Origin of the sequence: Spartinivicinus marinus (assembly GCF_026309355.1) — a bacterium.
Classification (GTDB): Bacteria; Pseudomonadota; Gammaproteobacteria; order Pseudomonadales; family Zooshikellaceae; genus Spartinivicinus; species Spartinivicinus marinus.
The window spans coordinates 2,704,556-2,722,780 of sequence record NZ_JAPJZK010000001.1 but is presented as its reverse complement, the minus strand read 5'-3'; the positions used below and the strand labels follow the sequence as shown (position 1 = coordinate 2,722,780).

The following is an 18,225-nucleotide window of genomic DNA, read 5'->3' as shown; positions in this document are numbered from 1 at the left end:
ATGAAAACAACATTTCTTAACATGCTTTATAAAAAGGGTATCTTTATTTGCTTTTAAAGATAAATCCGGAATTTTTCCAAACACAAAAAACCCCCAACACATTGTGCTGAGGGTTTTTAAAATAAGGCGCTTGACGATGACCTACTCTCACATGGGGAGACCCCACACTACCATCGGCGCGGAGCGGTTTCACTACTGAGTTCGGGATGGATTCAGGTGGTTCACACTCGCTATAGTCGTCAAGCAAAACTGGAATTTGGAACTGTTTTGCGTTGGTTTTCGTAATTTGAATTCTGCGTTGTACTTTTTTGGTGATACTCTTTAGCTTATTTTTAAGCTTTGCGTTCGATGTATTATTTCGTTGTGCTTGTCTATTTCGCTTTGGATTTGTACTCAAATCACTTTGGCGTTATATGGTCAAGCCTCACGAGCAATTAGTACGGGTTAGCTCAATGCCTCACAGCACTTACACACCCCGCCTATCAACGTCTTAGTCTTAAACGGCTCTTTAGAAGGCTCAAGGCCTAAGGGAAGTCTCATCTTGAAGGGGGCTTCCCGCTTAGATGCTTTCAGCGGTTATCCCGTCCGAACTTAGCTACCGGGCAATGCGTCTGGCGACACAACCCGAACACCAGTGGTTCGTCCACTCCGGTCCTCTCGTACTAGGAGCAGCTCTCCTCAAACTTCCAACGTCCACGGCAGATAGGGACCGAACTGTCTCACGACGTTCTAAACCCAGCTCGCGTACCACTTTAAATGGCGAACAGCCATACCCTTGGGACCGGCTTCAGCCCCAGGATGTGATGAGCCGACATCGAGGTGCCAAACACCGCCGTCGATGTGAACTCTTGGGCGGTATCAGCCTGTTATCCCCGGAGTACCTTTTATCCGTTGAGCGATGGCCCTTCCATACAGAACCACCGGATCACTAAGACCTACTTTCGTACCTGCTCGACATGTACGTCTCGCAGTCAAGCGCGCTTATACCTTTACACTAACCGCATGATGTCCGACCATGCTTAGCGCACCTTCGTGCTCCTCCGTTACTCTTTGGGAGGAGACCGCCCCAGTCAAACTACCCACCACACACTGTCCTCGATCCCGATCAGGGACCAGAGTTAGAACCTCAAACATACCAGGCTGGTATTTCAAGATTGGCTCCACGATAACTAGCGTTACCGCTTCAAAGCCTCCCAGCTATCCTACACAAGTAGGCTCAAAGTCCAGTGTGAAGCTGTAGTAAAGGTTCACGGGGTCTTTCCGTCTAGCCGCGGATACACTGCATCTTCACAGCGATTTCAATTTCACTGAGTCTCGGGTGGAGACAGCGTGGCCATCGTTACGCCATTCGTGCAGGTCGGAACTTACCCGACAAGGAATTTCGCTACCTTAGGACCGTTATAGTTACGGCCGCCGTTTACCGGGGCTTCGATCAAGAGCTTCGCCGAAGCTAACCCCATCAATTAACCTTCCGGCACCGGGCAGGCGTCACACCCTATACGTCCACTTACGTGTTTGCAGAGTGCTGTGTTTTTAATAAACAGTCGCAGCCACCTGGTATCTTCGACCGGCTCCAGCTCCATTCGCAAGGAATTTCACCAGCTCCGGCGCACCTTCTCCCGAAGTTACGGTGCCATTTTGCCTAGTTCCTTCACCCGAGTTCTCTCAAGCGCCTTGGTATTCTCTACCTGACCACCTGTGTCGGTTTGGGGTACGGTTAATAATGACCTGAAGCTTAGAAGCTTTTCCTGGAAGCATGGCATCAATTACTTCCTCATCCGAAGATGAGTTCGATATCGGCTCTCAGTATTAGCACCCCGGATTTGCCTAAGATGCCTACCTACAACCTTAAACCTGGACAACCATCGCCAGGCCAACCTAGCCTTCTCCGTCCCTTCATCGCAGTCATTATTAGTACAGGAATATTAACCTGTTTCCCATCGACTACCACTTTCGTGCTCGCCTTAGGGGCCGACTCACCCTGCGCCGATTAGCGTTGCGCAGGAAACCTTGGTCTTCCGGCGAGGGAGCTTCTCACTCCCTTTATCGTTACTCATGTCAGCATTCGCACTTCTGATACCTCCAGCAGACCTCCCGATCTACCTTCGCAGGCGTACAGAACGCTCCTCTACCACCCTAACCTAAGTTAGGATCCGTAGCTTCGGTGTCTAGTTTGAGCCCCGTTACATCTTCCGCGCGAGCCGACTCGACCAGTGAGCTATTACGCTTTCTTTAAAGGGTGGCTGCTTCTAAGCCAACCTCCTGGCTGTCTGGGCCTTCTCACATCGTTTCCCACTTAACTAGAACTTTGGGACCTTAGCTGACGGTCTGGGTTGTTTCCCTTTCCACGACGGACGTTAGCACCCGCCGTGTGTCTCCCGTGATTGCACTCATGGGTATTCGGAGTTTGCATCGGGTTGGTAAGTCGGGATGACCCCCTAGCCGAAACAGTGCTCTACCCCCCATGGTGAGACACGAGGCGCTACCTAAATAGCTTTCGAGGAGAACCAGCTATCTCCGGGCTTGATTAGCCTTTCACTCCGATCCACAAGTCATCCCCTGGCTTTTCAACGACAGTGGGTTCGGGCCTCCAGTCAGTGTTACCTAACCTTCACCCTGCTCATGGATAGATCGCCCGGTTTCGGGTCTATTCCCAGCGACTGTTCGCCCTATTAAGACTCGGTTTCCCTACGCCTCCCCTATTCGGTTAAGCTTGCCACTGAAAATAAGTCGCTGACCCATTATACAAAAGGTACGCAGTCACATGCCGAAGCATGCTCCCACTGCTTGTACGCATACGGTTTCAGGTTCTATTTCACTCCCCTCAACGGGGTTCTTTTCGCCTTTCCCTCACGGTACTGGTTCACTATCGGTCAGCTGGGAGTATTTAGCCTTGGAGGATGGTCCCCCCATTTTCAGTCAAGATATCACGTGTCCCGACCTACTCGATTTCACTTAAAATGGCCTTTCGTGTACGGGGCTATCACCCTGTATCGCGGAACTTTCCAGATCCTTCCACTAAACCATAACAAGCTTAAGGGCTAGTCCGCTTTCGATCGCCTCTACTCACGGAATCTCGGTTGATTTCTTTTCCTCCGGGTACTTAGATGTTTCAGTTCCCCGGGTTCGCCTCATACACCTATGAATTCAGTGCATGATAACCACCTAAGTGGTTGGGTTTCCCCATTCGGACATCGACGGATCACAGTTCGTTTGCCAACTCCCCGTCGCTTTTCGCAGGCTCCTACGTCCTTCATCGCCTCCAGCTGCCAAGGCATCCACCGTATGCGCTTAATCACTTGACCATATAACCCAAAATAATCTGAGTCACACTTACAAACAATTACAACGATATTTTACGCCGAACGCTTGAGTATCACATTTCTGTATACTCAGCAGTTATTTTCAAATTACTACAGTTCCAAATTGTTAAAGAGCAAGTGGCTTAAAAAAAGCCATGGATAAAAAGTAACTTCCTAACCTTTTATCGATGACTTCTTGTTCCCTATCGTATTCCCAGTCGCTTGTTGGTGGAGCCATGCGGGATCGAACCGCAGACCTCCTGCGTGCAAAGCAGGCGCTCTCCCAGCTGAGCTATGGCCCCATACTTGGTGGGTCTGGCTGGACTTGAACCAGCGACCTCACCCTTATCAGGGGTGCGCTCTAACCAGCTGAGCTACAGACCCAAATCTTCCGGGTCAGCGACCCAATAGGGTTTTAACCTTTCAATCAGACAATTCATGTGGACTCTTAACTGCAATGACGAGCTTCGTTTAAGGAGGTGATCCAACCCCAGGTTCCCCTAGGGTTACCTTGTTACGACTTCACCCCAGTCATGAATCACACCGTGGTAACCGTCCTCCCGAAGGTTAGACTAGCTACTTCTGGTGCAACCCACTCCCATGGTGTGACGGGCGGTGTGTACAAGGCCCGGGAACGTATTCACCGTGACATTCTGATTCACGATTACTAGCGATTCCGACTTCATGGAGTCGAGTTGCAGACTCCAATCCGGACTACGAGACGTTTTATGAGATTAGCTCCACCTCGCGGCTTGGCAACCCTCTGTACGCCCCATTGTAGCACGTGTGTAGCCCTGGCCGTAAGGGCCATGATGACTTGACGTCGTCCCCACCTTCCTCCGGTTTGTCACCGGCAGTCTCCTTAGAGTGCCCACCATCACGTGCTGGTAACTAAGGACAAGGGTTGCGCTCGTTACGGGACTTAACCCAACATCTCACGACACGAGCTGACGACAGCCATGCAGCACCTGTCTCTGCGTTCCCGAAGGCACCAATCTATCTCTAGAAAGTTCGCAGGATGTCAAGGCCAGGTAAGGTTCTTCGCGTTGCTTCGAATTAAACCACATGCTCCACCGCTTGTGCGGGCCCCCGTCAATTCATTTGAGTTTTAACCTTGCGGCCGTACTCCCCAGGCGGAACACTTATCGCGTTAGCTTCGCCACCAAGCGATCAAGTCGCCCAACGGCTAGTGTTCATCGTTTACGGCGTGGACTACCAGGGTATCTAATCCTGTTTGCTCCCCACGCTTTCGTGCCTCAGTGTCAGTATCAGTCCAGGCAGTCGCCTTCGCCACTGGTGTTCCTTCCTATATCTACGCATTTCACCGCTACACAGGAAATTCCACTACCCTCTACCGTACTCTAGCCTAACAGTTCCAGATGCAATTCCCAGGTTGAGCCCGGGGCTTTCACATCTGGCTTATCAAGCCACCTACGCACGCTTTACGCCCAGTAATTCCGATTAACGCTCGCACCCTCCGTATTACCGCGGCTGCTGGCACGGAGTTAGCCGGTGCTTCTTCTGCGAGTAACGTCACAGATGCAAGGTATTAACTTACACCCTTTCCTCCTCGCTGAAAGTGCTTTACAACCCTAGAGCCTTCTTCACACACGCGGCATGGCTGCATCAGGCTTGCGCCCATTGTGCAATATTCCCCACTGCTGCCTCCCGTAGGAGTCTGGGCCGTGTCTCAGTCCCAGTGTGGCTGATCATCCTCTCAGACCAGCTACGGATCGTCGCCTTGGTAAGCCTTTACCTTACCAACTAGCTAATCCGACGCAGGCTCATCTGATAGCAAGAGCTTATAAATAGAGGCCCTCTTTCCCCCTTAAGGCGTATGCGGTATTAATCCGGATTTCTCCGGGCTATCCCCCACTACCAGGTAGATTCCTACGCGTTACGCACCCGTCCGCCGCTCGACAGCGGGAGCAAGCTCCCCTGTTTCCGCTCGACTTGCATGTGTTAGGCCTGCCGCCAGCGTTCAATCTGAGCCATGATCAAACTCTTCAGTTTAAATCAGGTTGTCTTGCTTAAAGTGCAAAACGAAACTTGGCTCATCGCGTTATCTAAATCTCAAATATATTGACTTTTAGCGCAATGATAATTTTTGTCTCATCATTACAGCTAAAGCCCACATGAATTGTCTGATTAATTTGTTAAAGAACTTGTTAGCTGCGCTTGGCTCGCTAACTGAGGGCGCTCATTCTATCGTTTAACCTTTTAAAGTCAAGCGATTTTTTTCGCCCTTCCTGAAGATGTTTTTGAAAAGTTTTTTCAGCGTTACCTCGGTTCGAAAACCTCCGGCAGCTGCTGTCTTTTCTGCTCATCTCCAGTCAGTGGCGGCGCATTCTACGCACTTTAAATTTTAAGTCAATACTTTTTCGAAACAAAACAAATATCGACTATTTTATAAACAAAAAGCCGTTTATCTAATATAAATAAACGGCTTTTGATTGCTAATTTGTATACTTCTTACCCTATCAAGGTTTTAGACCACTCATGTGTTCTATTGCCAAACTGATTTCTTCATCAGAACAATCCGCACAATTACCTTTAGGCGGCATACTACCTTTTCCATTAATAGCACTCTTTACTAGCTCTTCAAATGAACCGAGACCATCCAATCTTGCCTGCCATGTACCCGTATCACCTACTTTAGGCGCATCCAATAACCCCGTACCATGACAAGTATTACAGAACAACCCTACGACATCTTCACCTGAGCGAGGACCAGAGCTTGAGCTTGCCACAGCACCAGCATTTTTCGCACACTCTTCACCTTCTATACATACCTTGCCAATTGGCTTGATTCGTTCTGCAATTTGTTCATCTTTGGTCGCAGCATGGGATGATGTAATCGCCAGCAGGCTCATTAAAACAGTAGAGTATATTGCTTTGGCAGTTCTTTTATTGCGTTGGTGAGCCACTTAGTTGTCCTCATAATTCAGCCATCACACAGCCCGGCTAGTACTGTTTTTTAGGTCCGGGGTCAAATGCTGGACGATTATAGACCAAAACCCACTAAGCCTAAACAGTCGTGTCTTGATTTCACTGATATAGATCAGCAGCAAGATAGTTACAAACCTGAGATTCGGGCTAGACTAAGCTATCAATGGCAGGTAATATAGCCGCCGCATTTCAAAGTAACGCGCCCTTAGCTCAGCTGGATAGAGCGTTGCCCTCCGGAGGCAAAGGCCAGAGGTTCGAATCCTCTAGGGCGCGCCATTAAAAATCAAGTACTTATCCCTTTATACAGCTTCATGAAATTATCGAGTGTCACGCTAGTGTCACGCAATTTCTCAAAGTACCTATCAATAGCAGTGACACAAGCCGTTAAATAATTGGGGTCATAAGGCGCATACACTTCAGTTGTCGAGTACTGTTCCATTCTATGTCCAAGCTGAGCTGCAACTTCCCATGGCGGTACAGACTGAGACCGTAACCAACGGCTCATTGTATGCCTAAACGAGTAACCAGTAACCTTCCCTTCTAAACCCGAATGTTTAACTGCCGTAGTAAATGATGATTTTAAGCTCTTAAACTGCTCTTTTTTGCCTGTAACAACATTGCATTGTTTCATGTGCCTTGTAGCTTCATGAATAAACTCGGGCATTTTTACTGTTGGCCGATACTTAGTTGTCTGCTGTCTTCCTTTTGGATTTAATTGAATTAGCCTGTAATCATGATCAATCTGAGAACTATGAAGCTCTAGAACTGCTGCAGGTCTTGCAAGCGTTCCCATTAATAGCATGCAGTACCTGATAAGGTAATCTACATCCATCACATCAAATAACTGGGCAACTTCTGCAATACTTAAAGGCCGCCCCATTTCAACATTACTGTGAATAGGAACAGATATTGTCAGCATATTAACAGGATGCTCGATATACTCATTTTTATAACAAAAATTAACTGCAGCCCGCAGGGTATTAAAAATACGTTTAATGTAACCTATCGAACATCCTTGCTCTTCTAAAAAATCTTTAAATTTTCTTTGTTCCCTAATACTCATATCTGACAACACAGAGTCTTTCCAGTAGCTTAATATTTTCTCACAATGAGTCTTGGCTGCCTTATGACTAGCAACCTTTTTCCCATGCTCTGTGTAGTACAGTGTTAATGCCTTAGCCAATGTAATGGATTCTTTTGGTACTTTTACAGGAGTTTGCTCTTGAACAAAAAACTCCGCTAATCGTCGCTTTGCTTCTTGAAGATCGCTAGTGCGGAGTGATACTCGTTCTGTCTGATGTGTTCTTTTGTTATACCCGCATCGGTACCATGTATTCCACCCTTCTCGTTGCGCAAGAAACCACTTTCCAACTTGGTATCTTTTCCTTGGTTCTCTCCAGGGCATACTGTTTGCCTCACTAAAAATTCACAAAGTTGCCATCCCCAGAAACGATGCCTACCTCTTTCTGAGATTTTGACATAACCTATTTGACCAGTGTTTTTTAACGCTTCAAGCGTATTTCGAGGAATATTTAATTTTTTAATAACTTGCGGTGCAGAGTAATGTCCAAACAGTTCAATACCCAAAGCTTTTGCAATACTTTCATAGTTATTAGCGTCTTTAAAATTTGGGTCGTTCTCCATAAAAACACCTTCATTTATTAAGTCATGACTCCAATATATGATTGATTTCTATGAAACCTTGTTTCAACCTCATCACGCTCGATTTTCATGTGTTTAGGGGCGCTTATACTAAGCTTTGCCTGGCCCATAGATTTAGATAAACTCTCCCTATTACTAGGGTATGAATAAACAGTTATTTCATGATCAAGTTTAAGGGGGTGTCCAAACTCAACCTCTTTGATACTAATATGCCTACGGTGAATAGTGGTGAGCGTAACACCACCCACCGTCCTTGCTCGCAGTATCAGTCGATAATCACCAATCTTTAGCGACTCACCGACTCGGCGCATTAACGTCAACATTACCTTACCTCTATATGAATTAAATACGGTACACCTTTAAACTGGCCGGGCAGGGATTGATTACTAGCATTAAATCCAGCTTTTAAGCATTGGTATTGCTTCTCGCTTATCCTTATATAAGCGGGTGGCTCACCCTTGCCAGTTTCAAAATAATCAATAAATTTATATATTTGTTTAACTAGCTTCTGAGTCTTTGAATTTAGTAGCTCAATATTGAATCCATCATCTACCATCATATTAATAATTATTTGGTTGGCTATACCTGCCGATTGATCGAGTACAAACTCAGCAATTGCTATATCAATTTCATCGGCATCTTTAGGGTGATGTTTGAATACCCTGGCTCTTGGCTTCCATGGTTGCAAATCTTGCCGATCATTTATCATGTGAATATCCATATTATTTATTTTTCAGCTTTTAACCTTGCTAATCGATGCTGCAAAATCACTTCAATAACAGCAGCCACCTCGCTTGCTTCGCCACTATCAACCTGTATAGAGCCGTAGTTCGTTTGAATGGAAAACCCTTGTTTCATATCAGGTACTTGATTTGCTAAAGAATATCCAACTCTATTTACTTCACTTTTCTTATCGGCTTTCTGCTTAGCTTTCATTGCTAGTTGTTGAATAATGCTCATAAATAAATCCTTTATTTATTGTCTAAATCTATTAGGCGGCTTTACTTTGATTCTCTTCCAGCCATTTGGTTGCAGCCCACTGGGCACAAGATGTAACCCATGAAACACGCCTGGCTGCAATCAAAAATCCTCCATCAAACCACTCAGGGTCTATGGCATCCCAGTTCGTATCACGAATAATTTGGTAAAGTTCATGCTCATCTGGCGTATAATCGTGATCTCTTAAATGATCAATCATGTTATAGATAATTTCTAAGTTTTCTTCGCTAATTTCTATTTGATTTAACCACTCGGGATACTCTTCGTTTTCAATGTATTCATCAGGCAAGTAAAGTTTTTCTACGACATCTAACCATAGAAATTCGATAGCTAGCTGTAGCTTTTCTGGTTTGCTTTCATCAATTTCTGAAGGAGGTATAAGCTCTTCAGGAAAATCTTTGCTATTAATTTTTTCTAGCTCTAATAGGTCGTAAATCAGATTATACATATGCTCTGCTAATGCGTAATTATTTACCTCTTTTTGGTTTCTATATGCATCATCTAGTTTTTCAAACCCATAGTTCGAACAACCGTAACCCGCTAAGAAGTTTAGCCCTCGACCAACTGTATACAAAACTTCTCCAATATCGCCACTAACAGTAATGCAGGTTGGAGCTAATATAATGTCAAAGCCGTTGATCCATGTGTTAGGTTGTTGGCATCGGTAAATCTGGGCATGCTCAGTATTAACAAGTTTAGTAACTTGATGCTTCGAAAAATCACGCTTTATCTGCTTTTCAATTTCATTAGTGCGCACTGCAGGTGGTTGAAGCCTCATAATATCCCCTTTTTTAAACAATAAGATGCCGTGGCTCAAAATTGAGCATTAGAAAAATATTTATTAATTAGCTTAAAAAGTTGCTGGTTCTACAAATAACTTATGCAAGGTTTTATCAAGCAAGTACCTCATACGACAACGTAAACTATCATGGACTGCTAATTTAGCTTGATACTCCTCTGTTATTTTATCCCACATCAAATCGGCTTCTGTTTTTCTTCTCCTTAGTTGCTGACTATGAATTATTTCATTCTGAGATAATCGGGTAACCATAGATTTCATGCTGCCACCTTTGAATTGTTTTCGATCCCGCCACATGCTGTTATTGCATGATTAACTATTTCACTGATTGTTTGTCGAATAATATAAGTGTCAACAATTATCTGATGTGTTTGGTCATTGATTTCAGCAGGTGTATGCTCTGTAATAAACTGATCCTTATGTTGAATCTTCTTTACTCTCAACTGATTATCCAGCACAAAGCTATAGTTTTCGTTATACAGAGATATTTCCTTTACAACTCTATCTTCACTGAGCTTGATAATATCGGCGTCATACAAATCTTGTTTACGACAAGTAATCGAGCCAAACTCATCTTTTAATACACAGTAGTTACACGTTTCATAAGAGGTATCTGTGCTATGACCTTCAAATAACCAAGTTTTCATTACATCACTTAATGGGTGTTTAACAGTAATCAGCGATGAACTAAGGCCAATAACCTCTCTTAAAAGCCCAATAATTGATTCACAATGTGACGGCTTAACACTATCAATAACCAGCCAATTATTTTCAGCATCAACATATACGTCAGTGTAGGTAGTTGTCGAAAATGCCTGTGGCATTAATTCCGATCTAATCCGCTCTTTAATCTGGAAAATCTCTTTTTTGGAAGGCGTCTTGTCTTGTTGTGCTTCAAATTCTTCTTTAGCTTCATATACCAGTTGACTAATCGTTGAAGCCGGTATTTTCTTTTCATCATGTCGAACACGAAATAAAGCAAAGCGATCACCAGGAATAACTAAACTATCCCCATCAATAGCCACAAACCCTAAACTAAACTCTTGCAGTTTACCGCAAGGTTTAAACTCAGCATCACGCAAACCACCAATTAACTGCTCTACAATATAATCAGCATTAGTTTTTAGGCGATATACAGTTGCGTTTTTAAACATAGCTCGTCTCCTTTTATATTATTGTCTAACGGCAAATACTCTGGTCGTCTTCCAGTCCGTTGTACTATGCGGACTTGTCTGGGTTTATCAGGGTTATCATTCACTACCAAAGGCACGCTATTCACAACAAATACAGCCATTAACATCATCACCATGGGTGAAACATTAAGTGTGATGATTTTTAGCCGTATTAACTCGGCTACCAGGTGCGCTCGATTAGCAGTTTTAAGCTTGTAATGTACGTTTTTTATTCTGTTGCTAACGGTGCCAGGCTCTACACCTTGTTCGCGGGCTATAACTTTGTCCGTCTTGCCAGACAATAAGCCTAAGCAATATTTGGTTTCACGCGGTGCAAGGTGCGGATTGTCTAAATACGCTTGCCAGTGTCCATCTGTAGTTATTGTGCTGTCCATAGCCTTTCCTCATTCTTTACACTATTAGTATCAAACTAACAAAGATTAGTGTCAAGCGAAAAACTAACAAAGTTAAATTTAAGTTTGGAGACAGTTTCTTTAGACTTAAAATAGGGGTCGGTTTGTGGAGGTGGACTAGATGGGTAAGGTTAGTTATCAGCGTAATTGAGCGTTACGTACTAATGCTTCAAGGATTTGAATATCCTCTTTGGTAAGTTTCCCCATTAGAGATAAGTTATTTAATTCTAATATGACTTGTACACTTCGCTCTTCAGCATCAGCCTCTTTTTTTGATACTTGATACTCATCCTCTTCTATATCAGAGATTACTTTACTAACACTTGAAAGTTCAACACTCTCGTCATGGAACCAGTTTATAGGTACTTCAAGTATCTCAGCTAATCTGGCAAGTTTGTCCCGTCTTGGAGCGGCTCTGTTCTCTGGCTTTTTTGCTTCCCATTGGGCAACAGATCCTTTACTAACACTACAGAAGTCAGCAACTTGCTGTTGAGTAATATCCAGCTCTCTTCTTCGTGATCTTAGCTTTTGCCAAAGTTCAGCCATAATTTAACAATTCCCACTTGATACTGTTAAAGTTTAGATATAGGATTGCTTTAATAACAAAAAAGCCGGACACCCTTTCGGATACCCGGCTAATCATAATAAACCCTTATCAACACTAACACTAGTGCTTGAGAGGCACCCTTACGCCTAAAGTACGGGTTTGAGTGTTAAAGGAGACGGAAACACCCAGCTCTCTAAGTAATAGCGCTCATGTTGTGTAAAAACTATACCGAGTTTCTGTTTAGCTGTCATTGAAACTAACTGAACTGGCTACTTATACAGTATCCAAAAGGAGAGCTGATATGGAAGTAGTGAAAATGAATCCACAGTGTATCTATCCAAAATCTCAATCTGGGTAATTTAGCCGTAATTAATTAACTGGGCTTAGGCTCAATAAAATTTATTAAATCCTAATTTAGTAGCTAGCAATTAATTGGTTTTTGCTGGCAGGGTATTTTTACGTGCTGAATTTTCTAGCAGTAGTTTAGCAAAGGTTTATTTCGGGCATAAAAAAACTGCTTTACCGGTCAAAGCGAAGCAGTTTTTTTAACAACCAAAGGATGTAGATATTATGCATGTAAATGCCGAAGAAAGCAAAATTATTACCTTTCCAGGCACAAAAGACACTGAAAAATTAGAGTCTCAACAGTCAGAGCCACCAAAAAAAGTAAAAGGATTTATTTCAATAGACAACTCGTTGTACGAGCAGCTTTATACAGTGGACATTACACGACGCCAGAATAGAGTTTTGCTTGTGATTATTCGTAAAACGATAGGCTTTCACAAGGAGCTAGACTGGGTTGCTGCTGAGCAAATTAAAGAAGCCATACAATACAAAGGCAGTATTACTCATATTCACAGCGATATCCGTGAGCTAAAAGAACGCAAAATAATTGTCCAACAAGGTAAACAAATTGGCCCTAATTTATCTCTTCATGAATGGGTATCCAGAAAGCCGAAAGTGACCGAAAACGGTTCCAAAACAAACCGAAAACGGTCACTACCAGAAGAGGAAAACAAACCAAAAATGGTCACAAAAGAAACCGAAAACGGTTTGTCTAGTGACCGAAAACGGTTTCAAAACAAACCGAAAACGGTCACCACAAAAGACACTAATACAAAAAACAATATAACTACTACGAGTAGTAGCTCGGAGTCGTGCAAAATGAATTCATCATCCGATCATCCAGTGTTTAATCAAAAACCACCGGCAACAAGAAAAAATACTGGCACTCCAATGACACCCGATTGGGAACCGGACTGGAAAATAATAACCGGCATGCTCATTCGAGCAGGGATTCCACCAGAGTTTGCAAAGCAAAGCCTTGATGAATTCAGACTGTACTGGATTGACTCCGGTGAACATCATCCATCCTGGCAAGCCAAGTTTTTTCAGAGTGTTAAATCACAGTGGCCCATTTATCAAACCAAACAGCGTAGGCGACAAGAATTAAATCAGGCTTTGGATCAAAAAACCGAGCAGCAAGTAAAACAAATCCAGAAGCAGTGCGAAAACATGCAGCCAAGCGAAGGCTGGTCAGGTGATTTAGGGGATTTTTAGCATGGAACAAGCAACTCAAATCGTATCAAAATTAAGTTTTAATCCAGGTCAGCAAGATATTCACAATAACCAAAATCAAGCACTCAACCAACAACAAACTGAGAAAATTATTAACCGAGTGTTTGAACAACTGCAAGCGATCAGACCTGCTTGGAAACTATCGTTACCAGACGGGCGAGCAGAAGCCATGGCCAAAAAAGAATGGACCAAGGCATTCATCAAAAACGGTATTTTAAGTTTTGAACAGCTACGCCTGGGTTTTGATAAAGCCAGATCAATTGATGATAAATATTTTCCTGACCCTGGCACATTCATCAAGTGGTGTACACCTCAGCCCGAAGACTTGGGCCTACCTGAGCCTGCAACCGCGTATCACGAAGCTTGCAAACACGCTCATGAATTAACCCCAAGCAAAGCCAAATGGTCACACCAAGCCGTATACGAAGCAGCAAAGCAAACCGGTTTCTTTGAGTTAAAGTCAATGGCAGAAAAACACATACTGCCGGTATTCACCAGAAACTACGACATTATCACTAAAAAAATACTGAAGGGTGAGCCCATCAGCGATATACCCAAAGCCCTACCTGGCCAAGTACAACAAACCATCGCTGAACGTAACAAGGCTTACCACGATGAACAGCAGAAAAAGCAGTTACAAGAAAAAGGGTTGGACCAATTAAATAACCCAAAGGCTGCAATGAACGAAATATATCGGATGTTAGGCAGACAATAATCGGAGGGATTCTCATGGATGCAAAATCATTATTTACTGAGACAGGTGAAAAGGTATCTGTTAGTTATTGTGGAAAATGCAAAAAAATATGGTATTCGGAAGCAGGTGCAGAACAGTGTTGTCAGCCCTCTTATTGTAAATGTGGCAATGAGCTGAAGGGTTATCGTCATGACTGTAGAAGCTGTCAAGATAAAGCTTCACTGCTTAAAGAAAAACAAAGGGTGATGAAAGCCCAGCGAGTTACTCAACCGTCCAATAATGATGATTATGTCTATTGTGATGGTTTTGGTAACGAAGGTTATCTCCACTGGGGTGATATTGAAGACGAATGCGACAGTGAAGATAAAGAAATACCTGTATTTGTCTACGACTGCAAGGAAAGTAAATGGAAAGGCCTTAGTGCTGGTGATATCGATGACCTAATTAGAAACCACTTTGAAGATTCTGATTGGTTTGATGGCGCCATAGACCAAGTTCAAGCAATAGATGAGCTCGAAGCGTTTGTAAATGAATGGAATAAAAAACAAACCTTAATCGGTTTTTGGCCTGATTACGAAAAAATTATTGTACTCAACGAACAACGTTTTAATGACTGGCTAAAAGAAGAACCCAGCGTAATGTAAAAAAGCACTGCTTCGTCAACGCTGTTTAGGGGTAGTGAGTAAAACGAAGCAATGCACACGGGGGCTACCGTGTAATCAATATGACCCTAGCCAATTAAATAAGTTCACCGCTAACGACGTCTTTACAAATAAATCATTAAGCGTACAGGGAGATAAGCTAATGGGAGCATTAATCAGTGATTGTCAGCAATATCGATACTGGCTAACAAGAACATGCGACACAGTTCATCCAGAAAAGTCATCTGTTTTATTTGTCATGCTTAACCCATCCACTGCAGATGCTGAGGTTGACGACCCAACAATAAGAAGATGTAAAGGTTTTGCAAAGAAATGGAATTTTAAAGGCTTAACCGTTGCAAACCTATATGCGCTTCGCTCCACAAGCCCTAAGCACTTGTGGCAACACACTGACCCTGTGGGCAGTGACAATGATTATTGGCTTAAAAAATTAGCTGTTGAACACACTGAAGTAGTTTGTGCCTGGGGTGCAAATGCTAAACCGGAGCGTGTTAATCAATTTATAAAAATGATGACCAACGCAGATATCAGGCTCTGGTGTTTAGGTGCTACCAAAACAGGAGCACCACGTCACCCGTTATATGTAAAAGCTGATCAGCCATTAGTTGAGTTTAATGAAGTTCACCTCTAACGACATACAACAAAAGCTGAGAACTGTATGAAACTGCAATATAAACCTATTTCAAATGCTAAAGCGGGAGATCAGGTTTTATATAAGATTGGTCATCGCTTTAAAGAAGACAATATGGCGCCTTGCACCTTAGTCAACTCAAATAAAAAGAAAACCACAGTTTATTTTTATGGTGACCCAAAGTGCGATATGGCAGCTAAAACCACACACTTTTTTACCAAGGTAGGTGAATTGCATGAATAACAACACAATAGAATCACCAAAAGAAGACAAATGCATTAACTGCGGTATGAGAAAAATACACAATGAAATTGCCAGTGTTCATACAGGCGTTATGGCAATTACCTATGCATGCGGTACCAAGGTAGTAGGTCAACTGTTAGAAACCTCAGAAGTATGTGACGAAATTACCTTGTTAAAAGAACAAATATCAAGCTGGAATAAATTAGCTGATACCAGTTTTTCAAAAGCTGTCTATGAACTAAAAAAATCACTTAGTTTTTTAGCCAAGCTAAGCGAGAAAAACCATAAAAGAGTAAAAGGTGGTCACGAAGCATTAAACGCCATTATTCAACACGAAGGCCGCCTAAGACACCACGCTGACGTAAATAACAGGCAGGTATTTTAAATGCTAGGCCGTAGCGTAACCAAACCACAAAAACAATTTCATGATGCCCTGGCGGAACACGTCGGCTGCATTGCTTGTAGAAAAGCAGGCAGCCACAACAACTGGGTATCAATCCACCACATAGACGGCAGAACAAAAAGCCATGCCCATTGGTACGTATTACCCCTATGCGCTGGCCACCACCAGGATGGAACTGGAAACAAGCAATTAAAAGGCTGGGCAATCCACCCATACAAGGCACGATTTGAAAAACGCTACGGCACCCAACACCAGCTGTACATCGAATGCTTACACCTACTTGCTAGACATAACTATCGCTTACCAGAAGAACTTAAAACTTGGATAAGGGAAACAAAATGATAGAAATCAACAAACAACTCATCAAGCAAGTATTCCCCGGCTCAATGTTCAAACAGTTAGCCAGACCCACCGTCAGCCAAACTGCAATAAACGTAAAGCCTGGCCAATGGGTATGGGAAGACGGACAAGGTAATACGTACAGCCTAGATGGCATAGTCGAATGGCACGCTAATGACAGCCCATTCAACTATGAATACCGCGATGACGTGATGTACCAAGTGTATTTAAGACTAAGCCAATTACACGGATATGAGGTGTAGAGATGCTAATAGGAATAACCGGCAAAGCCCGAGCAGGCAAAGACACCTTTGCTAACTACCTGCAAGAACAACTGCCCGAGTACAACAAATACGCTATAGCTGATCCAATAAAACAGTTTATTAATGATTTATTCTGGAAAGGGTTAAATACCGAGCCATTAAAAGAGCTGGAAATACTAAGCCTGCCTATTCATTTTCTGGTGCTAGAAGATTTTTTAGAACCAATTCTTAAAGCACTCAATATAGATATGAAGCTTAGGGATATGGTTTTACACTTCATCAATGCATTCGGTGCCTACGAAGTAGATGAACAAGAAAGGAGAAGCATCAAAGAGGGATTGCATTACGACTCTGTTATTTACCAAGTTTCTCCAAGAAAAGCCTACCAACTATTCGGCACTGAAGTCTGTCGCCACTTCGACCAAGACTTCTGGTTAAAACCATTAAACCAAACGCAAAACACCATAATCACCGACGTAAGACTAAACCGCGAAGCTGAATACATTAAAAACCGTGGGGGTGTAATCATAGAAGTAGTCAGAAACAACACCCCAAAAGTCGAAAACCACATAACCGAACAAGGCATATCAAAAAACCTCATTGATTTAAACGTGTCAAACACATCACTAGAAGCCTTACAGGATCAAGCCAAAGAAATTGCTTTCATGTTGTCAGCCCGTGAATGGCGCCATGACTGTGGATATCTAAACGGCTTAGATCAAAAAGGCTTGTGCAAAAAGAGCTGTAAAAAAAGACAAAGACTACCCAAGCGAAGAATAAGCATGCAGCCAAAACTAGACAAACTAAAGCGCGCGGGGGTGAAGATCGATGGATAAAGATAAAGCGTTTGAAAAGGTTCTGCAGTTAAACAAAGGGCGAGGCATGATTAATCTTTCTGACCACCCCAAGAAAGGCCAGTTTGTTTTGACTGGTGCCATTCAGGGAAAAGAGAGAAATTTTGAAAACAACATTGGCTATTGCGTTCAGGTAAGACTGAATCGTGGTGATTTTGGGGGTGATGTAGTTTTTCTAAGACACTGTGATGGAAAGCTAGTACCCCATGACAACCAAATATTTTATGCATTATCAGAAAAGCAAATAGAAATAGCTAAGCCCTTCTTTAAACCCAGTATGAAAACTGAGCCTGAAGACGAGCTCTATATGCTGTATGAAGGCAAAGAACCTGAAGCAGGCTTTTTAATTGAGGACAAATCATGACAACAACTAACACAGAAGCATTAGAAAAGACTATCTCAAAGCTAATGCTTCAACTTAATACCATTAATCAAGTAGCAGGTTACCTAGCTGATGCTTTATTCGGGCAGCTTGATTGTAATGCAACTGAGCTAGGACTTGATATTAATGAATATCGAAAGCAGCTATCACCTGGCTGTGAAAGTGGCTTTGGTATGCAGGTTTTAGATGTTTATAAAAAATACGTCGAAACTGCTCCTTGCGCAAAGCCTGCTGTATACGTTTTTGACTCAGATAACTGGCAGTCACCCAATGCTAAAGATGCTGGGGGTGGGACTTGAGCTGGAAAAAATCACTTTGCCGCTGTGGACTAGG

Annotated in this window: 22 protein-coding genes, 3 tRNA genes and 3 rRNA genes; 12 read left to right on the top strand and 16 right to left on the bottom strand. The window is 43.1% G+C overall.

All coding sequences use genetic code 11. The features are described 5' to 3' along the window. Positions 1-128: 128 nt before the first annotated feature. From rrf to OQE68_RS12270, 6 genes are all read right to left on the bottom strand, one after another. Positions 129-244 (bottom strand): 5S ribosomal RNA (rrf, locus tag OQE68_RS12295). A gap of 169 nt (positions 245-413) precedes the next feature. Next, positions 414-3,305 (bottom strand): 23S ribosomal RNA (locus tag OQE68_RS12290). 223 nt (positions 3,306-3,528) lie between these two features. Further along, positions 3,529-3,604 (bottom strand) — tRNA-Ala (locus OQE68_RS12285). A 5-nt stretch (positions 3,605-3,609) separates the two neighbouring features. Further along, positions 3,610-3,686, bottom strand: a tRNA-Ile gene (locus OQE68_RS12280). Between the two features lie 88 nt (positions 3,687-3,774). After that, positions 3,775-5,315: ribosomal RNA gene (locus OQE68_RS12275) — 16S ribosomal RNA — on the bottom strand. Together the 16S, 23S and 5S rRNA genes with 2 tRNA genes alongside form the textbook arrangement of a ribosomal RNA operon. A gap of 467 nt (positions 5,316-5,782) precedes the next feature. Beyond that, positions 5,783-6,229: a c-type cytochrome gene (locus OQE68_RS12270; protein WP_266195666.1), complete on the bottom strand. Its 447-nt coding sequence runs from the start codon at positions 6,227-6,229 to the stop codon at positions 5,783-5,785. A 221-nt stretch (positions 6,230-6,450) separates the two neighbouring features. Here OQE68_RS12270 and OQE68_RS12265 point away from each other — a divergent pair. Continuing rightward, positions 6,451-6,527: transfer RNA gene (locus OQE68_RS12265), tRNA-Arg, on the top strand. Between the two features lie 7 nt (positions 6,528-6,534). Here the strand turns inward: OQE68_RS12265 and OQE68_RS12260 are convergent. The 10 genes from OQE68_RS12260 to OQE68_RS12215 all read right to left on the bottom strand — a co-directional run bounded on the left by OQE68_RS12260 (position 6,535) and on the right by OQE68_RS12215 (position 11,842). Further along, on the bottom strand, positions 6,535-7,434 hold the full coding sequence (locus OQE68_RS12260) for a tyrosine-type recombinase/integrase (RefSeq protein ID WP_180571780.1): 900 nt from the start codon (positions 7,432-7,434) through the stop codon (positions 6,535-6,537). Between the two features lie 56 nt (positions 7,435-7,490). Next, entirely contained in the window at positions 7,491-7,895 is a 405-nt protein-coding gene (locus OQE68_RS12255; protein ID WP_180571781.1) for a hypothetical protein, read from the bottom strand. Positions 7,896-7,912: 17 nt separating this feature from the next. Further along, on the bottom strand, positions 7,913-8,236 hold the full coding sequence (locus OQE68_RS12250) for a carbon storage regulator (protein WP_180571782.1): 324 nt from the start codon (positions 8,234-8,236) through the stop codon (positions 7,913-7,915). After that, positions 8,236-8,622 carry a hypothetical protein gene (locus OQE68_RS12245; protein ID WP_266195665.1) on the bottom strand — a complete coding sequence of 129 codons (387 nt, stop codon included), beginning with the start codon at positions 8,620-8,622 and terminating at the stop codon, positions 8,236-8,238. Before OQE68_RS12245 ends, OQE68_RS12250 begins: the two co-directional genes overlap by 1 nt. A 17-nt stretch (positions 8,623-8,639) precedes the next feature. After that, positions 8,640-8,873: a hypothetical protein gene (locus tag OQE68_RS12240; RefSeq protein ID WP_266195664.1), complete on the bottom strand. Its 234-nt coding sequence runs from the start codon at positions 8,871-8,873 to the stop codon at positions 8,640-8,642. Between the two features lie 31 nt (positions 8,874-8,904). Beyond that, positions 8,905-9,690, bottom strand: a complete 786-nt coding sequence (locus OQE68_RS12235) for a hypothetical protein (protein ID WP_180572071.1) — start codon at positions 9,688-9,690, stop codon at positions 8,905-8,907. Between the two features lie 72 nt (positions 9,691-9,762). Then, a complete protein-coding gene (locus tag OQE68_RS12230; RefSeq protein WP_266195663.1) occupies positions 9,763-9,972 on the bottom strand; it encodes a hypothetical protein in 210 nt (69 codons plus the stop codon). Continuing rightward, positions 9,969-10,865: a recombination-associated protein RdgC gene (locus OQE68_RS12225; protein ID WP_180571892.1), complete on the bottom strand. Its 897-nt coding sequence runs from the start codon at positions 10,863-10,865 to the stop codon at positions 9,969-9,971. Before OQE68_RS12225 ends, OQE68_RS12230 begins: the two co-directional genes overlap by 4 nt. After that, the gene (locus OQE68_RS12220) at positions 10,835-11,278 is read right to left on the bottom strand and encodes a helix-turn-helix transcriptional regulator (protein WP_266195662.1); all 444 of its coding nucleotides are present in this window, start codon (positions 11,276-11,278) and stop codon (positions 10,835-10,837) included. Before OQE68_RS12220 ends, OQE68_RS12225 begins: the two co-directional genes overlap by 31 nt. 156 nt (positions 11,279-11,434) lie before the next feature. Then, positions 11,435-11,842 (bottom strand): helix-turn-helix domain-containing protein, encoded by a 408-nt coding sequence (locus OQE68_RS12215; protein ID WP_180572132.1) that lies wholly within the window; start codon positions 11,840-11,842, stop codon positions 11,435-11,437. A gap of 571 nt (positions 11,843-12,413) precedes the next feature. Between OQE68_RS12215 and OQE68_RS12210 the strand changes: the two genes are divergently transcribed. The 11 genes from OQE68_RS12210 to OQE68_RS12160 are packed head-to-tail and all read left to right on the top strand — an operon-like array spanning position 12,414 to position 18,191. Next, positions 12,414-13,403, top strand: coding sequence for a replication protein (locus tag OQE68_RS12210; RefSeq protein WP_266195661.1), 990 nt, complete (start codon positions 12,414-12,416; stop codon positions 13,401-13,403). A 1-nt stretch (position 13,404) separates the two neighbouring features. After that, entirely contained in the window at positions 13,405-14,136 is a 732-nt protein-coding gene (locus OQE68_RS12205; protein ID WP_266195660.1) for a replication protein P, read from the top strand. Positions 14,137-14,150: 14 nt separating this feature from the next. Next, positions 14,151-14,759: a hypothetical protein gene (locus OQE68_RS12200; protein WP_180571820.1), complete on the top strand. Its 609-nt coding sequence runs from the start codon at positions 14,151-14,153 to the stop codon at positions 14,757-14,759. Between the two features lie 34 nt (positions 14,760-14,793). Beyond that, positions 14,794-15,408 carry a DUF1643 domain-containing protein gene (locus tag OQE68_RS12195; protein ID WP_219340267.1) on the top strand — a complete coding sequence of 205 codons (615 nt, stop codon included), beginning with the start codon at positions 14,794-14,796 and terminating at the stop codon, positions 15,406-15,408. Positions 15,409-15,435: 27 nt separating this feature from the next. Next, positions 15,436-15,651 (top strand): hypothetical protein, encoded by a 216-nt coding sequence (locus OQE68_RS12190; protein WP_180571819.1) that lies wholly within the window; start codon positions 15,436-15,438, stop codon positions 15,649-15,651. Continuing rightward, positions 15,644-16,036: a hypothetical protein gene (locus OQE68_RS12185; protein WP_180571818.1), complete on the top strand. Its 393-nt coding sequence runs from the start codon at positions 15,644-15,646 to the stop codon at positions 16,034-16,036. The genes OQE68_RS12190 and OQE68_RS12185 overlap by 8 nt, the downstream gene beginning before the upstream one ends. Next, the gene (locus tag OQE68_RS12180) at positions 16,037-16,396 is read left to right on the top strand and encodes a Ref family recombination enhancement nuclease (protein WP_180571817.1); all 360 of its coding nucleotides are present in this window, start codon (positions 16,037-16,039) and stop codon (positions 16,394-16,396) included. Beyond that, complete coding sequence (locus OQE68_RS12175; RefSeq protein WP_266195659.1) at positions 16,393-16,656, top strand: hypothetical protein; 264 nt, start codon at positions 16,393-16,395, stop codon at positions 16,654-16,656. Before OQE68_RS12180 ends, OQE68_RS12175 begins: the two co-directional genes overlap by 4 nt. A gap of 2 nt (positions 16,657-16,658) precedes the next feature. Beyond that, a complete protein-coding gene (locus OQE68_RS12170) occupies positions 16,659-17,492 on the top strand; it encodes a deoxynucleotide monophosphate kinase family protein (RefSeq protein ID WP_266195658.1) in 834 nt (277 codons plus the stop codon). Then, positions 17,485-17,874 carry a plasmid protein gene (locus OQE68_RS12165; RefSeq protein ID WP_180571969.1) on the top strand — a complete coding sequence of 130 codons (390 nt, stop codon included), beginning with the start codon at positions 17,485-17,487 and terminating at the stop codon, positions 17,872-17,874. The genes OQE68_RS12170 and OQE68_RS12165 overlap by 8 nt, the downstream gene beginning before the upstream one ends. Beyond that, on the top strand, positions 17,871-18,191 hold the full coding sequence (locus OQE68_RS12160; RefSeq protein ID WP_180571968.1) for a hypothetical protein: 321 nt from the start codon (positions 17,871-17,873) through the stop codon (positions 18,189-18,191). Before OQE68_RS12165 ends, OQE68_RS12160 begins: the two co-directional genes overlap by 4 nt. The last annotated feature ends 34 nt before the right edge of the window (positions 18,192-18,225 follow it).

Bases quoted from the DNA above. Each gene is read 5' to 3' on its own strand.
- OQE68_RS12255 (WP_180571781.1), bottom strand. From the start codon at position 7,895: ATGGAGAACGACCCAAATTTTAAAGACGCTAATAACTATGAAAGTATT.
- OQE68_RS12250 (WP_180571782.1), bottom strand. From the start codon at position 8,236: ATGTTGACGTTAATGCGCCGAGTCGGTGAGTCGCTAAAGATTGGTGAT.
- OQE68_RS12245 (WP_266195665.1), bottom strand. From the start codon at position 8,622: ATGATAAATGATCGGCAAGATTTGCAACCATGGAAGCCAAGAGCCAGG.
- OQE68_RS12240 (WP_266195664.1), bottom strand. From the start codon at position 8,873: ATGAGCATTATTCAACAACTAGCAATGAAAGCTAAGCAGAAAGCCGAT.
- OQE68_RS12235 (WP_180572071.1), bottom strand. From the start codon at position 9,690: ATGAGGCTTCAACCACCTGCAGTGCGCACTAATGAAATTGAAAAGCAG.
- OQE68_RS12230 (WP_266195663.1), bottom strand. From the start codon at position 9,972: ATGAAATCTATGGTTACCCGATTATCTCAGAATGAAATAATTCATAGT.
- OQE68_RS12225 (WP_180571892.1), bottom strand. From the start codon at position 10,865: ATGTTTAAAAACGCAACTGTATATCGCCTAAAAACTAATGCTGATTAT.
- OQE68_RS12220 (WP_266195662.1), bottom strand. From the start codon at position 11,278: ATGGACAGCACAATAACTACAGATGGACACTGGCAAGCGTATTTAGAC.
- OQE68_RS12215 (WP_180572132.1), bottom strand. From the start codon at position 11,842: ATGGCTGAACTTTGGCAAAAGCTAAGATCACGAAGAAGAGAGCTGGAT.
- OQE68_RS12210 (WP_266195661.1), top strand. From the start codon at position 12,414: ATGCATGTAAATGCCGAAGAAAGCAAAATTATTACCTTTCCAGGCACA.
- OQE68_RS12205 (WP_266195660.1), top strand. From the start codon at position 13,405: ATGGAACAAGCAACTCAAATCGTATCAAAATTAAGTTTTAATCCAGGT.
- OQE68_RS12200 (WP_180571820.1), top strand. From the start codon at position 14,151: ATGGATGCAAAATCATTATTTACTGAGACAGGTGAAAAGGTATCTGTT.
- OQE68_RS12190 (WP_180571819.1), top strand. From the start codon at position 15,436: ATGAAACTGCAATATAAACCTATTTCAAATGCTAAAGCGGGAGATCAG.
- OQE68_RS12185 (WP_180571818.1), top strand. From the start codon at position 15,644: ATGAATAACAACACAATAGAATCACCAAAAGAAGACAAATGCATTAAC.
- OQE68_RS12180 (WP_180571817.1), top strand. From the start codon at position 16,037: ATGCTAGGCCGTAGCGTAACCAAACCACAAAAACAATTTCATGATGCC.
- OQE68_RS12175 (WP_266195659.1), top strand. From the start codon at position 16,393: ATGATAGAAATCAACAAACAACTCATCAAGCAAGTATTCCCCGGCTCA.
- OQE68_RS12170 (WP_266195658.1), top strand. From the start codon at position 16,659: ATGCTAATAGGAATAACCGGCAAAGCCCGAGCAGGCAAAGACACCTTT.
- OQE68_RS12165 (WP_180571969.1), top strand. From the start codon at position 17,485: ATGGATAAAGATAAAGCGTTTGAAAAGGTTCTGCAGTTAAACAAAGGG.
- OQE68_RS12160 (WP_180571968.1), top strand. From the start codon at position 17,871: ATGACAACAACTAACACAGAAGCATTAGAAAAGACTATCTCAAAGCTA.